Origin of the sequence: Kitasatospora sp. NA04385 (assembly GCF_013364235.1) — a bacterium.
In the GTDB taxonomy this organism is placed as follows: Bacteria; Actinomycetota; Actinomycetes; order Streptomycetales; family Streptomycetaceae; genus Kitasatospora.
Genome location: NZ_CP054919.1, coordinates 1,432,900 through 1,445,949, shown reverse-complemented (window position 1 = coordinate 1,445,949; position 13,050 = coordinate 1,432,900). Strand labels below are relative to the sequence as shown.

Annotated in this window: 13 protein-coding genes; 4 read left to right on the top strand and 9 right to left on the bottom strand. The window is 76.1% G+C overall.

Annotation, left to right across the window (positions count from 1 at the left end; translation table 11 throughout):
* Nucleotides 1-36: 36 nt before the first annotated feature.
* On the top strand, nt 37-1,644 hold the full coding sequence (locus HUT16_RS06225; RefSeq protein WP_176186227.1) for an amidohydrolase: 1,608 nt from the start codon (nt 37-39) through the stop codon (nt 1,642-1,644).
* A 103-nt stretch (nt 1,645-1,747) separates the two neighbouring features.
* Here the strand turns inward: HUT16_RS06225 and HUT16_RS06220 are convergent, their stop codons facing one another.
* Nucleotides 1,748-2,440 (bottom strand): MerR family transcriptional regulator, encoded by a 693-nt coding sequence (locus HUT16_RS06220; RefSeq protein WP_176186225.1) that lies wholly within the window; start codon nt 2,438-2,440, stop codon nt 1,748-1,750.
* Between the two features lie 80 nt (nt 2,441-2,520).
* Here HUT16_RS06220 and HUT16_RS06215 point away from each other — a divergent pair, with 80 nt between their 5' ends.
* Nucleotides 2,521-3,765: an erythromycin esterase family protein gene (locus tag HUT16_RS06215; RefSeq protein WP_176186223.1), complete on the top strand. Its 1,245-nt coding sequence runs from the start codon at nt 2,521-2,523 to the stop codon at nt 3,763-3,765.
* A 6-nt stretch (nt 3,766-3,771) separates the two neighbouring features.
* Here HUT16_RS06215 and HUT16_RS06210 read toward each other — a convergent pair whose 3' ends face one another.
* Complete coding sequence (locus HUT16_RS06210; protein ID WP_176186221.1) at nt 3,772-4,146, bottom strand: hypothetical protein; 375 nt, start codon at nt 4,144-4,146, stop codon at nt 3,772-3,774.
* 131 nt (nt 4,147-4,277) lie between these two features.
* Here HUT16_RS06210 and HUT16_RS06205 point away from each other — a divergent pair, with 131 nt between their 5' ends.
* Nucleotides 4,278-5,786, top strand: coding sequence for a hypothetical protein (locus HUT16_RS06205; RefSeq protein WP_176186219.1), 1,509 nt, complete (start codon nt 4,278-4,280; stop codon nt 5,784-5,786).
* Between the two features lie 24 nt (nt 5,787-5,810).
* On the opposite strand, the gene HUT16_RS06200 is transcribed toward HUT16_RS06205, so the two are convergent.
* The 6 genes from HUT16_RS06200 to HUT16_RS06175 all read right to left on the bottom strand — a co-directional run bounded on the left by HUT16_RS06200 (nt 5,811) and on the right by HUT16_RS06175 (nt 10,658).
* Entirely contained in the window at nt 5,811-6,074 is a 264-nt protein-coding gene (locus HUT16_RS06200) for a hypothetical protein (RefSeq protein ID WP_176186217.1), read from the bottom strand.
* 348 nt (nt 6,075-6,422) lie between these two features.
* Nucleotides 6,423-7,115 carry a nicotinamide mononucleotide transporter family protein gene (locus HUT16_RS06195; RefSeq protein ID WP_176186215.1) on the bottom strand — a complete coding sequence of 231 codons (693 nt, stop codon included), beginning with the start codon at nt 7,113-7,115 and terminating at the stop codon, nt 6,423-6,425.
* 195 nt (nt 7,116-7,310) lie between these two features.
* A complete protein-coding gene (locus HUT16_RS06190) occupies nt 7,311-7,739 on the bottom strand; it encodes a riboflavin kinase (protein ID WP_176186213.1) in 429 nt (142 codons plus the stop codon).
* Complete coding sequence (locus tag HUT16_RS06185; protein WP_176186212.1) at nt 7,732-8,238, bottom strand: flavin reductase family protein; 507 nt, start codon at nt 8,236-8,238, stop codon at nt 7,732-7,734. The genes HUT16_RS06190 and HUT16_RS06185 overlap by 8 nt, the downstream gene beginning before the upstream one ends.
* 50 nt (nt 8,239-8,288) lie before the next feature.
* Nucleotides 8,289-9,635, bottom strand: a complete 1,347-nt coding sequence (locus HUT16_RS06180; protein ID WP_176186210.1) for an NtaA/DmoA family FMN-dependent monooxygenase — start codon at nt 9,633-9,635, stop codon at nt 8,289-8,291.
* 120 nt (nt 9,636-9,755) lie between these two features.
* Nucleotides 9,756-10,658: a ribokinase gene (locus HUT16_RS06175; protein WP_176186208.1), complete on the bottom strand. Its 903-nt coding sequence runs from the start codon at nt 10,656-10,658 to the stop codon at nt 9,756-9,758.
* A gap of 241 nt (nt 10,659-10,899) precedes the next feature.
* Between HUT16_RS06175 and HUT16_RS06170 the strand changes: the two genes are divergently transcribed.
* Entirely contained in the window at nt 10,900-11,898 is a 999-nt protein-coding gene (locus HUT16_RS06170) for a LacI family DNA-binding transcriptional regulator (protein WP_176186206.1), read from the top strand.
* Nucleotides 11,899-12,487: 589 nt separating this feature from the next.
* Here HUT16_RS06170 and HUT16_RS06165 read toward each other — a convergent pair.
* Nucleotides 12,488-13,015 (bottom strand): suppressor of fused domain protein, encoded by a 528-nt coding sequence (locus HUT16_RS06165; protein ID WP_176186204.1) that lies wholly within the window; start codon nt 13,013-13,015, stop codon nt 12,488-12,490.
* Between the last annotated feature and the right edge of the window lie 35 nt (nt 13,016-13,050).

Genomic DNA, 13,050 nt, shown 5'->3' with positions numbered 1-13,050 from the left:
GCCTCCGAACCACCCCCGTACCACCAGGAGTTCACCGTGTCGCCCGACACCATCGTCCTCGCCCGCACCGTCCGCACCCTCGACGACGCCACCCCCGGCGCCACCGCCGTCACCGCCGTCGCCGTCACGGACGGGCTGATCACCGCCGTCGGCAGCGCCGCCGACGCCCGCGACTGGCGCGGCCCCGGCACCGAACTGATCGACCTCGGCGACGCCACCCTGGTGCCCGGGCTGGTCGACGGCCACAGTCACCCCGCGCTCGGCCTCGAACTCTCCACCGGCGCCGACCTGTCCGCCGTCCGGGACCTCGACGGCCTGCGCGCCGCCCTCGCCGGGGCCGCACGGCTCGACGGCTGGGTGCTCGCCTGGAACCTCGACCACAACGCGTTCGGCGACCACCCCGTCCACCGCTCGGTGATCGAGGACGTGCTCGGCCCCGACACCCCCGCCTTCGTCCGGCTCTACGACGGCCACTCCGCGCTCGCCACCGGCCCCGCCCTGCGCGCCGCAGGCGTCACCGGCCCGCGCACCTTCGCCCAGCGCGCCACCGTGGTCTGCGACCCCGACGGCACCCCCACCGGCCACCTGATCGAGCACGCCGCGATGGACCTGGTCACCGCCGTCATGCCCAGCCTCCCGCTGGCCCGGCGCCGGGACGCGCTGGACGACCTGCTGCGGCGGATGGCCGCCGGCGGCCTCGCCGGGGCGCACGTGATGGACGCCGGCGGCGACATCCTGGACCTCGTCCGCGCCATCGAGGACACCCGCCACCTGCCGCTGCGCCTGCGCATCGCCCCCTGGTGCATGCCCGGCACCGGCGCCGAGGGCCTGCGCGAACTCGCCTCCCTCCAGGGCGAGTCCGGGCGCAACTGGCTGGTCGGCGGCGTCAAGCTGTTCGTCGACGGCACCGTCGAGGGCGGCTCCGCCTGGCTGGAACGCCCCGACTGCCACGGCGAGGGCACCGCCGCGCTCTGGCTCGACCCCGCCGAATACACCGACGTGGTACGCCAGTTGGACGCGTACGGGGTGCGCACCGCCACCCACGCGATCGGCGACGCGGGCGTCCGGCACGTCCTGGACACCGTCGCCGCGCTGCCCGGCCGGGGCCGCGGCCGGCACCGGATCGAGCACATCGAGACGCTCGGCGACGAACAGGCCCGCCGCTTCGCCGAGTTGGGCGTCCCCGCGTCCATGCAGCCCACCCACTCCGCGTACACCCGGGCCGACCACACCGACGCCTGGTCCACCCGCCTCGGCATCGAACGCGCCGAACGCGCCTGGATCTGCCGCACCCTGCGCGACACCGGCGCCACCCTCGCCCTCGGCTCCGACTGGCCGATCGCCCACCACGACCCGCGCGGCGTCCTCGCCTACGCCCGGCTGCGCCGCCACGCCGGCACCGACACCGCACCCGTCAACCCCGGCCAGGCCCTCACCGCGCTGATGGCCCTGGAGGGCTACACCACCCACGCGGCCCGCGCCGCGGGCGAGTCCGAGCACACCGGACGGATCGCCCCCGGGCTGCGCGCCGACCTCACCGCCTTCGCCCTCGACCCGCTCACCGCCGACCCGGACGCCTTCGCCACCGCTGCGGTGCCGCTCACCATGTCCAACGGCGTGGTCACCAACCGGGGCGCCGCCTGAGGGAGTTCACCGGTCGGCGGCATCGGTCCGGCGGATCCCCACCGCCGGCCCGGGCGGATCGGACCGGCCCGCGCCCTTCCGGAGCGCCCGGTCGGCTCCGCGGTCAGGCCGGGTGGTCCAGGTAGGCGTGCAGGGCGGCCGAGCCGGCGAGCAGGGCGCGGCCGCGGGTGGTCAGGCGGTCCTGCCAGGCGGTCAGGGTCGGGCGGAGGGCCTCCGGCGAGCCGGCCGTGCGCAGGCGGTCCAGGATTTCGGCGGTGCGGGCCAACCCGTGTCCGCCGCGCCGGAGTTGTTCGGCGAGCAACAGTTCGCGGACCTGGGCGGGCGGGTACACCCGGTACCCGGTGCGGGTGTCCCGGGGCGGGGTGACCAGGCCCGCGCGCTCCCAGGTGCGGAGGGTGGCCGGGCGCAGGCCCAGGCGGTGGGCGAGCGGACCGATGTGGGTTCCGGCGGCCGGTTCCGCGGCCGTCCCGGCGGGCAGGTGGTCGAGCGCGGTGCGGACCGCCTCCAGGGTGCGGCGGTCCTCCGCGAGCAGGGCGTGGCCCTCGTCGACCAGGCGCAGCGCCTCCGGCAGGTCGCCCGCGTTGACGGCGCGCAGGATCGCGGCGGCGGCCGGGTGGCCGTGCCCCGGGAGCAGCGCGAGGAAGGCGCGCAGCGCGGCCGCGTGGCGCTCGCCGTAGTGCCGGTACCCGTGCGCGGAACGGGCGGCGGGCGGCAGGATGCCCGCCTCCTCGTAGTTGCGCACCGCCTGGGCGGACAGGCCGTGCGGGCGGGCCAGGTCGATCGGACGCAGTGGCATGGGTTTGAAGGTTTTCTGCTCGAATCCCGGGCTGAGAGCAGAAAAGCCTACACCGAGACTTCAACGATACGTTGGAAGCCATGACCGCAGCCTCGCTCGGGGACGCCGCCCGTCCCTTCTCCGCCGCCGCCCTCGCCGCCCTCGTCCCCGCCGGCACCCGGCTGCTGGCCCTCGGCGAACCCACCCACGGCGCCGAGGAGTTCCTCGACCTCCGCAACGAGCTCTTCCGCCACCTGGTCACCGCGCACGGCTACCGCTCGATCGCGGTCGAGAGCGACTGCCTGGCCGCCCGCACCGTCGACGCGTACGTGCGCGGCGCGGACGGCGAGCTGGACGCCGTGCTCCGGGAGGGGTTCGGCCACGGCTTCGGGGAGTACGCCGGGAACCGCGAACTCGTGCGCTGGATCAGGGAGTTCAACGCAGGCGCGGCGCCGGGCGAGCAGGTCGGCTTCTACGGGGCGGACGGCCCGCTGGAGTACACCGGGGCCGCCGCGCCCGGCCCCGCGCTGCTCCGGCTGCACGCCTTCCTGGCCGACCGGCTCCCCGCCGAACTGCTCCCCGAACGAAGCGAGTTGCTCCGCCTGCACGGGCCGGACGACCGCTGGACCGAACCCGCCGCCGCCCTCGACCCCACCCGCTCGATCGGCCGCACCGAGGACGCCGTCCGACTGCGGCTGCTCGCCGACGGGTTGGGCCTCCTGCTGGCCGCGCACCGGCCGCAGTTCCACGAGGAGGAGGACGCGCTCTGGCAGGCCGAACTCGACGCCCGCACCGCCACCGGGCTGCTCCGCTACCACGCGGCGACCGCCGGGGGCGGGCCCGACCGGCTCAACTCCCTGATGCGGCAACGGGATCTGATGATGGCCGACAACGTCGAGGCGATCCTGCACCGCGAGGCCCGCCGCGGCCCGACCCTGCTCTTCGCCCACAACCGGCACCTCCAGCGCGAGGCCGCCCGCATCCCGCTCGGCGCCCACCTGCTCCAGTGGTGGAGCGCCGGATCCCTCCTCGCCTCCCGCCTCGGCGACGGCTACGCCTTCCTCGCCACCACCTTCGGCCACCGCGCCCCCGACGACCACCCCGCCCCCGACACCCTCGAAGGACTCCTCGCCACCCTCCCGTCCCCGCGCAGCGTCCTCGACCCGAAGCAACTCGCCGCGGCGGTAAGGGAACCGGGCCGGGTGAAGGCGCGGGTGCCGGCCGACCACACCTACTTCGGGCTGGACCCGGAGGAACTCGGGCAGCTGGACGGGGTGGTGTTCATCCGGGAGATCGCCCGCCAGCAGGGGCTGTTCGGCGGCAGGAGCGGGAAGGAGGACGCGTGAGCGGGCTCAGCAGAACGTCTCGACGAAGAGCAGCACCCGGCCGTCCTCCGCCGTGAACTCGTACGCCAGGTAGGACGGCAGGCCGTCGACGGCGTACCCCGCCCGGGCTTCGAGCCAGGCGCCCGGACGCTCGGCCTCCGGCAGGAAGCGGGGGATCCACCGGTCGGCCGACTCGTCGTAGTGGACGCCCATCGACATCACGTCCGCCTCGACGGCCAGCCGCTTGGCCCGGCGCGGATCCAGCGGGCCGCGGGCGAGCCGCCAGCGGCGGCCGTCGACATCGGCGAACCCGCGGGCGGCCACGGGCGGCAGGACGTACGAGCCGCGGTCGGCCTCCAACGGTTCGGCGGGCAGCTTGGCGGGCTTCCGGCGCTTCGGCATCCGCCCAGCATGCCGGACACCGAGCACCGGGCGCCGGACACCGGGCACCGGCGGGGGCATCGAGCGGCGGTCGGACGAGGGCCACCGGAAATTCCGGGCGCGGGGCGGGGCGGGCGGGAGAGGATGCCCGGATGCATCGGGTGTGGGAAGGGCTGGCCGGGAACCCCGCGCTGCCCGCGGAGGCGGTCGAGCGGCTGGTCCGGCTGACGGAACCGGACCTCTCGCTGGAACTGGTCCAGCGGACCGACCTGACCGACCGGCAGGTCGAGGTGCTGGCGGAACGCGGGATCGCGGCGGCCGGGCACCTGGTGGAGACCGGCCGGGTGACGCCGGACGGGGTCGACCCCCGGCGGCGGCCGTTCGCCGCGCTGGCGCTGCTGCGGGTCGGGCGGGCACCCGCCGGATGGGCCGAACTGCTGGCCGAACAGCGGGAGCTGTGGCCGGAGTTGGCGTCCAGCGCGCGGCTGCCCACCGGGGTCGCCCGGCGGCTGCTCGCCGAGGCCGACGCGCACGTGCTGATCGAACTCGCCGAGGCGCAGCCCGCCCCGGACGTCCTCGCCGCCCTCGCCGCGCACCCCTCGGAGCACGTCCGCGAGGCCGTCGCACGGAACCCGGCCGCGCCGCCCGGCATCCTCGCCGACCTGCTCGCCGACCGTCCACCACTGCCGGGCTGCGACGTCTGCCGCCGCCACCCCGTCCCCTGGACGCACCCGCCGGACTGCCCCGACCCGGACTGCCGCCTGCCCGGCGGGGCCGCCTGCGACGGCAGCCACCAGTACGCCCGGCACAGCATCGTGCAGGCCGCCCTCGCCCACCCCGCCGCGCCCGCCGCCGACGCCCTGCGCCACCTGCACGACGCCTCCGCGTTCCTGCGCGCCCGACTCGCCGAACGCACCGACCTCGGCCCGGACGCGTACCGGCGACTCGCCACCGACCCGCTGCCGATGGTGCTCGCCCCGCTCGCCGAGAACCCGGCGATCGGCGAGCGGCTGATCCGCCAACTCGCCACCGTCCCCAGCGAGATGGTGCGCCGGGCCGTCGTCTGCAACCCCGCCGTGCCGCTGGACGTCCTCGACCGGGCCTGGGAGGGCGTCGCCCTCAAGTTCGGTACGACGCTGCCGCCCCGGATCGCCGCCGCCGACCCCGCCGAGACCGAACGGCTCGCGGCCTGCGCCACCCCCGAACTGCGCCGCCTGCTCGCCCTGCGGCACGACCTGCCCCCGCACGTCCGCGACCGCCTCGCCGAAGACCCGGACGCCAGGGTCGTCAATGCCGTCGCCGCCCACCCCGGCCTGGAAGAGCGGCAGTTGACCGCCCTGCACCGGCGCCACGGCCGCCTCGTCGGCCCCGGCATCGCCGCCAACCCCGACACCCCCACCGCCCTGCTGCGCGCCCTCGTCAGCGGCGAGCACAACGTGGCCACCCTGCGTGCCCTCGCCCGCCACCCCGCCGCCGACGGCCCCGCCCTCACCGCCTGCCTGCGCGACCGGCGGGCCCGCAAGGACGCCGCCGCGCACCCGGCCCTGCCGCTCGACCGGATCCGCGAGCTGCTCGCCGACCCCGAGACCGCCCCCCACGCCGCCGCGAACCCGTCCCTCCCGGTCGCGGACCTGCTGCGCCTGCTGCCGCCGGAGCAGTAGCGGGCCCGCGACCGGGGCGACGGCTCAGCGGTCGTGCCGGTGCACGGGCGGGGTGAGCAGCCGGGCGGTCAGCGCGCGGGCGGCGGCACTGCCGTCGGCCCGGGGGAACGGGCCGCGCGGGCCGCGCAGGTGGCGCTCGGTGAAGGAACCGGACCGGACGTCGGTCCAGTCGGCGCGGTGCAGCACGGCGGTGTGGGCCGCGGTGTGCGCGGCCTCGTCCCCGTCGTCGTCGGGCGGGGCGAGGTGCAGTTGCAGCCGGTGCCGGTCCAGCCAGCGGAGGGCGAGCACCTGGCGGTCGGTGCGCGCGGCGAACAGCCCGCGCGGGCGCCGGGCGGGGCGACGAGGTCGGAGGCGGACAAGGGAGCGGTCCTTTCGCGGAGGCAGGTTGCGAAGGCGGGTCGCGGGGTCGGGTCGCAGGTCAGGTGGCGCAGTCGAGGACCCGGCCGTCGGCGGTGCCGACCAGCAGCCGTCCGCGCCCGAGGGTGAGCGGGGCGCGGTGGCGGACGGTGCGGAGCGAGCCGTTCACGGGTGTGATCGTCGCAGACCGCGGGCGAGCCGGTCGCCGGCCCTCCGCCCTCCGCCCGGACGCGCCGGTGCGGGCCGCCCCGGGGGAGGGCGGCCCGCACCGGCGGGCGTTCAGCGGGTGGTCTCCTCGCGGCTCTCGACCAGGACGGCCGGCTCCAGCGGCGAGGCGATCTCCTGCGGCTTGCTGCGCGAGGCCCAGTCCCGGATGCCGAGCACCACCATGACGAAGAAGATCGAGTACACGATGCCGGAGAAGTACAGCTCCGAGTGCACCGCCAGCGGCACGCCGACCAGGTCGACCGCCAGCCAGACGAACCAGAACTCGATGTAGCGGCGGGCCTGGCTGTACATCGCGAGGATCGAGCCGACGAAGATCCAGGCGTCCGCGCTCACCATCCACATCGGCGCGCCCGGGTAGAACGAGGCGTCCTGCCACCGCAGCACCGCGGCGAACGCGATCGTGCCGAACACCATCGCGGCGATCAGCACCGCGCGCTCGCTCCAGTTCGCCCAGCGGACGTTGATGGTGCCCTCCTGCTCGCGGTTGCGCTTCCAGGTCGCCCAGCCCCAGGACGCCGAGACGATGATCACGACCTGCCGGGCGGCGTTGCCGCCGAGGTCCACGTTCAGGCTGGCGACCAGCAGGAAGACCGAGCCGAGGATCTGCACCGGCCAGGCCACCAGCGAGCGGCGCAGGGCCAGCCAGACGGTGGCGAGCGCCAGGACGTTGCCCAGGAAGTCGGACCAGTAGACGGGGAGGCCGAAGAAGCTGAACTGCTCGTTCAACCAGTGGAACGCGCTCATGACTCACACCTTTGTTCGTACGGAGCGAGGTGGTGGGGGAAGAGGGTCGACCCCCGCAGGGGGAGGGGAGGCCGGCCGGGCACGCGGGCATCGGGCGCAGCGACGGGCGGTGGGGGCGGGGGTGCGTGCCGGAAGGGGGGGGTGGGGGACGGTCGGCCCCGCCGGGAAGCGGGGGAGAGACGGGGCCGACCGGGCTCAGGGGGTGGGGGTGCTGGGGACGCCGGGCCGGGGCGCGGCGGCCAGCAGGGCGTCCGAGCGGCGGACGTCCTCCCGGGCGGCGGCCAGCAGTTCGTCGACGCCGGCGAACTTCTCGGTGTCGCGCAGCCGGGCGACGAACCACAGCTCGACCCGTTCGCCGTACAGGTCGTCCGAGGTGTCGTGGCAGTGCACCTCGACGTGCACCTCGGCGCAGTCGCCGAACGTCGGATTGGTCCCGATGCTGACGGTCGCCCGGTGCACGCCCCCGGTCGCCGGGCGGGCCAGCCAGCCGCTGTAGATCGCGGGTGGCGGGACGGCCGTGCCGGGTACGGGGGAGAGGTTGGCGGTGGGGAAGCCGAGTCCCTTCCCCCGGCCGGCGCCGTGGACGACCGTGCCGACCAGGGGAGTTGGCGGGAACTCAGGCATGCGGGCTGAGCTCGCGGAACTGGCTGGTGTGGAAGACCAGCGGCTCCACGCCCGGGAACAGCTCCGCGGAGCGCAGTTCCAGCAGGACGATCTCGTGGTCCCCGCCGTCGTACACCGGGCCGACCCGGGCGGTCAGCCACAGCGCCGCGTCGTGGATCAGCACCGCGCCGTCGGTGGTGGCCTGCCAGGGCGTGCCGTCGAACCGGTCGCCCGCCCGGGAGGCGAGCCGGCGGCACAGCGCGCCCTGCCCGTGGCTGAGCACGCTCAGGCCGAGCACCGGGGCCTCGGCCAGCCGGGGCCAGGTGGTGGAGGTGCGGGCCACGCTGACCGCGACCATCGGCGGCTCCAGCGAGATCGACACGAAGGAGCTGGCCGCGAACCCGACCGGCTCGCCGTCGCGCAGCGCGCCGATCGCGACCACGCCGGTGGGGTAGGCGCCGAACGCCCGCCGCAGCGCGCCCGCGTCCAGTGCTGAGGGGTGGTGAACGGGAGTGGCCATGGCCGGTGCCGTCCTCTCGTGGTGCCGGAAGTGGGTACGGGTGGGGCGGGTCAGTGCCGGTGCCGCGCGGCCGGGTGGCTGGCGGGCAGCGCCCGGTCGCCCGAGCCGGTCAGCCGCTCGCGCAGCGACTCGCCGTCCGCGTACTCGCCGCGGAACACGCCGCGCTCGCGCAGGATCGGCAGCACCGACTCGACGAACTCGACCGTGGAGGCGGGCTGCACGGTCGGCGAGAGCAGGAAGCCGTCCAGGTCGGCGCCCTCCGCCAGGGCGCAGATCTCGTCGGCGATCTCCTCGGCGGTGCCGACCACCGGACGGGCGCCCACGCCGTGGGTGTGCCAGTCGGCCAGCACGTCGCCGACCGTCTTCCCGGCGAACCGGGCGACCTGGGTCTGCGACATCTCGGTGGACAGCTCGGTCATCGGGGTGTCCGGCGCGTACGAGGACAGGTCCAGGCCGGTGAACATCGCGTACGAGGCGACGGTGACCTCCGGGCGCTGCGCGTCCAGGACCCGCTGCCAGCGGCGCTCGGCGTCCGAGGTGGTCGCGCCGACCACGCAGGAGAACGCCGACATCACCTTGACCTCGTCGGCCTTCCGCCCGGCGTTCACGGCCTCCGCGCGGATCGCCCCGGTGTGGCCGGCCAGCTGCTCGACGCTGCCGCTGCCGACGAACATGCACTCGCCGTGCCGCCCGCCGACCCGGCGGCCCGCCGGGGACGCGCCGGCCTGGAACAGCACCGGGGTGCCCTGCGGGGAGCGGGCGGTGTTGCCGTAGCCGTGCGAGCGGAAGTACGGGCCCTCGTGCGCGACCTGGTGCACCTTCGCCGGGTCGGCGAACCGGCCGGCCTTGTCCTTCTCCAGCGCGTCCTGCTCCCAGGCGCCCTCCCAGTACTTGTAGACCAGGTCGAGGAAGTCCTCGGCCATCGCGTACCGGTCGTCGTGCGCGACCATGTCCATCCCGAACGCCTTCACCGCGGTGTCGGCGGTGCCGGTGGTGACCACGTTCCAGCCCAGGCGGCCGCCGGAGAGCTGGTCCAGGGTGGCCAGGCGGCGGGCGAACGCGTACGGCGGCTCGACCAGCACCGAGCCGGTCACCACCAGGCCCAGGTCGGTGGTGGAGGCCAGCAGCGCGGAGGCGATCACGAACGGGTCCAGCCGCGGCAGGTCGAGGGTCTCCTCGGTGGCGATCGGCGGGCGCACCCCGTCGATCTCCGACCAGCCCCAGGCGTCGGCCAGGAACAGGAAGTCCAGCTTGGCGTCCTCGCACAGCCGGGCCACCTCCTGCCAGTAGCCGAGCGTGTCGAACAGGTGGCGGCGGCTGTCGGGGTGCCGCCAGGTGGCGGTGCCGCTGGCGTTGGTCTGGGCGTTCTCGAACAGGCCGAGCTTGAGGCTGCGCATGGGTGTTCTCCGTTGAACAGGCGGTGCGGGGGAGCGGGTGGTGCGGGGGAACCGGCGGTGCGGGGGGAACCGGCGGTGTGTGGGGCGGGGGACGGGTGGTGCGGGGGACGGGCTGGTCGGTCAGGGGGCGGGGTCGAGCTGCGCCGCGTACGGCATCGAGGACTGGGCGCCGAGCCCGGTGACGGCCAGCGCGGCCGCCCGGACGGCGCGGGCCGCGGCCGCGGGCAGGTCGGCGCCGCGGGCGAGCGCGTCGGCGAGGGCGCCGCAGAAGGTGTCGCCGGCGCCGACGGTGTCGACGGCGTCCACCACCGGGGCGGGCAGGTGGACGCCCGGGCGGCCCGGCTGCTTGATCAGCGCCCCGTCCGCGCCGAGCGTGACCACCACGGCCCCGCACGGCAGTTCGGCGCGCTCCAGCAGTTCGCCCGCGGCGGCCGGGCCGGAGACCGGCTCGGTGCCGAGCAGCGCGGCCAGCTCGCCCAGGTTGGGCACCAGGACGTCGACGGCGGCCAGCACCTCGGCGGCGAGCGGACGGGCCGGGGCCGGGTTGAGGACGACCGTGCCGCCCTGCTCCCGGGCCCGCAGCACCGCGGCCGCCACCACCTCGGCGGCCACCTCGTGCTGGACCAGCACCACCTCGCCGGGCGTGCGGGCCAGCCACTGCGGCAGGTCCTCGACCGAGAGGACGGCGTTGGCGCCGGGGTTGACCACGATGGTGTTCTCGCCCGCCCGGTCGACCACCACCGAGGCGATCCCGGTACCGGCGTCCGGCGCGGTCAGCACCGCGTCGAGGTCGATGCCCTCGGCGGCCAGCACCCGCCGGATCGGCGCGGCGTCCGCCCCGACCCGGGCCACCAGGCGCACCCGCGAGCCCAGCCGGGCGGCGGCGACGGCCTGGTTGGCGCCCTTGCCGCCGACGCCCTCGACGAAGCCCCGGGCGAGCACGGTCTCGCCGGGCCGCGGCAGGTCCTCGACGGTCAGGACGAGGTCGCGGTTGACCGAACCGACGACGGTGATGGACGGCATCCGGCACTCCTCGAGAGCCTTGGGAGATCGATCTCCCACACTCTGGACCAGCACTCACGAAGCGTCAAGTACCCTCGTGCTGCGCATTGCGCCAGCTCAGACCCGCCAGGGCGCCGACCGCCGGAACGAGGCCCGGCCGTCACTGCTCCGAGACCGGGAACGCGCCGCGCAGCCCGCGCACCGTTTCCGAGACCGCCGCCCAGACCGCGCCCGCAACCGCTCCGACCGGGGAGGACCCCACGTGACAGCGCCCCGACTCCTCGACGTGGCCGCCGCCGCCGGCGTCTCCCGGGCCACCGCCTCGCGCGTCCTGGCCGGCACCCCGCGCAACGTCGACCCCGACCTCGCCCGGCGCGTCGAGGAGGCCGCCCAGCGGCTCGGCTACCGCACCAACCACTCCGCGCGGGCGCTGCGCACCGGCACCACCGGCACCGTCGGCGTGGTCGTCCCCTCGCTCGCCAACCCCTACTTCGTCCAGCTCGCCGACGCCATCGCCCAGCAGGTCCGGGCGGCCGGCGGACAGCTGGTCGTCTCCGACGCGGCGAACTCGCCCGCCATCGAGGCCGAGCAGATCGAGACCCTGCTCGGCGGACGGGTGGACGGGCTGCTGGTCGTCCCGGTCTCCGCCGCCGCCTCCGGAGCCGCGGTCCGGGCCGCCGCCGGACGCGCCCCCGTGGTGCTGTTCGACCGCTGGGCGCACGGCTCCGGCACCGTCGCCGTCACGCTCGACAACGCCGCCGCGATGGGCCTGCTCCTCGACCACCTGGACGGCCTCGGCCGCCGCCGGATCGCCCTGGTCGCCGCCGACCAGGGCTCCTCCTCCGGCGCCGAACGACTCGCCGCGTTCACCGCCGCCCGCGGCGCCGACGCCGCCACCGTCCTGCTGCCCAGCTTCACCACCGACGCCGGCCGCACCGCCGGCCGCCGGATCGCCGAACGCCGCGCCGAGGTCGACGCCGTCGTCTGCGGCGCGGACGTCCTCGCCGTCGGCCTGGTGAGCACCCTGCAGCGCTCGGCGGTCTCCGTCCCCGGCGAGATCGCGGTCACCGGCTTCGACGACACCGAGCTGCTCGAACTCCTCGACCCCCCGATCACCTCCATCCGCCACCCGCTCACCGACATGGCCGAACGCGCCCTCACCCTGCTCCAGGGCCCGGCCGCCGACCGCGCCGAGAACGTCGAACGCTTCGCCCCGCAACTCGTCGTCCGCGCCTCCACGGACGCGGACGCGGGCGCCTGACGGGACGCCGACTCACCAGTGCGGGTCGGGACTCCAGCCCTCGAATCCCTCCTCGTCCTCCCCCGGCGCGGCCTGCGCGGGTCGGAAGCGGACCGGCGGCGGCCCCCCGGCGTACGCGCTCGGGCGGCGGCCGGTGAACAGCCGGAACAGGTACTGGCCGGCCGGGCCACCCGGCCGCCGGTACGGCCAGTTGCGCCGCGTTCCGCTCCAGGTCCAGCAGCGGGTCCGGCGCCTCCGGCACCAGCAGCGCGAGGTCCTCGAACGACCCTGCCCCGAAGCGCTCCACCAGCAGCCGGTAGCCGTGCGGCAGCCGCGTCCCCAGCCGGGCCTCCGCCCCCGCCCAGTCGACCTCGACGCCCTCGGCCCCGGCACCGACCGCTACCGCCGCCTCGCGCTGCCCACCACCCTGCTGGAGGGCGCCACCAGCCCCCGGCACCTCCGGCACACCCTCGCCGCCCCCGCCACCGCCCTCCCCGGCCAGGGCCGCACCGCCCACGTCACCGGCCCCCGCCTGCTCGCCGCCGCGATCCGCGCCGCCGCGCCTTCATCCGACTTTGCGTCAACTCGCCTTCACCGCAGGGCAGTCGGCTCACACCACCGACGGGCGGCGCGGGTCCAGCGGGTCGATCCCGGGTTCGTCGAAGAGCCGCTCCAGCGCCTCGTGGCCGTGCGTGCGCCGGAACGCCGCTTCGGCGGCCGTGATGGGGAGCAGCCACAGGACGCGGGCGTGCCCGCCGTCCGGCAGCGGGCAGTGTTCCAGCTCCGGGCCGTGCAGGTAGGGCAGGCTGACCAGCAGGTGGTCGCAGGCGGAGCCGGGCAGCCACGGTTCGCCGATCGGCAAACTGTGCTCGACGTCCAGGCGGTGGGTGGCGTGGTAGCCCGCCACCGCGCCGAGGAGTTCGGCGAACCGCGGGTCGTCCGCCGTCCCGCACAGCACGAACTCCACCGCCCCGCACCCGGCCGTCACGTACGACCACCCCGCGCCGCGCGGCCCCGGTCCGGCGGTGAGGATCCGGAGTCCGGAGCCAGGGACGGGGGTGGTGGAGCGGACGGGGTGGCCGGCGAAGAAGGCGCGGACGTGCGACTCCACGGCCGCGGCGGAGGTGCTGGCAGGCATGCCCGCGATGTTCGCACACGGCCGGGCCGGGGGCC

Coding starts and splice junctions, on each gene's coding strand:
- HUT16_RS06220 (WP_176186225.1), bottom strand. CDS start 2,440: ATGCCACTGCGTCCGATCGACCTGGCCCGCCCGCACGGCCTGTCCGCC.
- HUT16_RS06215 (WP_176186223.1), top strand. CDS start 2,521: ATGACCGCAGCCTCGCTCGGGGACGCCGCCCGTCCCTTCTCCGCCGCC.
- HUT16_RS06210 (WP_176186221.1), bottom strand. CDS start 4,146: ATGCCGAAGCGCCGGAAGCCCGCCAAGCTGCCCGCCGAACCGTTGGAG.
- HUT16_RS06205 (WP_176186219.1), top strand. CDS start 4,278: ATGCATCGGGTGTGGGAAGGGCTGGCCGGGAACCCCGCGCTGCCCGCG.
- HUT16_RS06195 (WP_176186215.1), bottom strand. CDS start 7,115: ATGAGCGCGTTCCACTGGTTGAACGAGCAGTTCAGCTTCTTCGGCCTC.
- HUT16_RS06190 (WP_176186213.1), bottom strand. CDS start 7,739: ATGCCTGAGTTCCCGCCAACTCCCCTGGTCGGCACGGTCGTCCACGGC.
- HUT16_RS06185 (WP_176186212.1), bottom strand. CDS start 8,238: ATGGCCACTCCCGTTCACCACCCCTCAGCACTGGACGCGGGCGCGCTG.
- HUT16_RS06180 (WP_176186210.1), bottom strand. CDS start 9,635: ATGCGCAGCCTCAAGCTCGGCCTGTTCGAGAACGCCCAGACCAACGCC.
- HUT16_RS06175 (WP_176186208.1), bottom strand. CDS start 10,658: ATGCCGTCCATCACCGTCGTCGGTTCGGTCAACCGCGACCTCGTCCTG.
- HUT16_RS06165 (WP_176186204.1), bottom strand. CDS start 13,015: ATGCCTGCCAGCACCTCCGCCGCGGCCGTGGAGTCGCACGTCCGCGCC.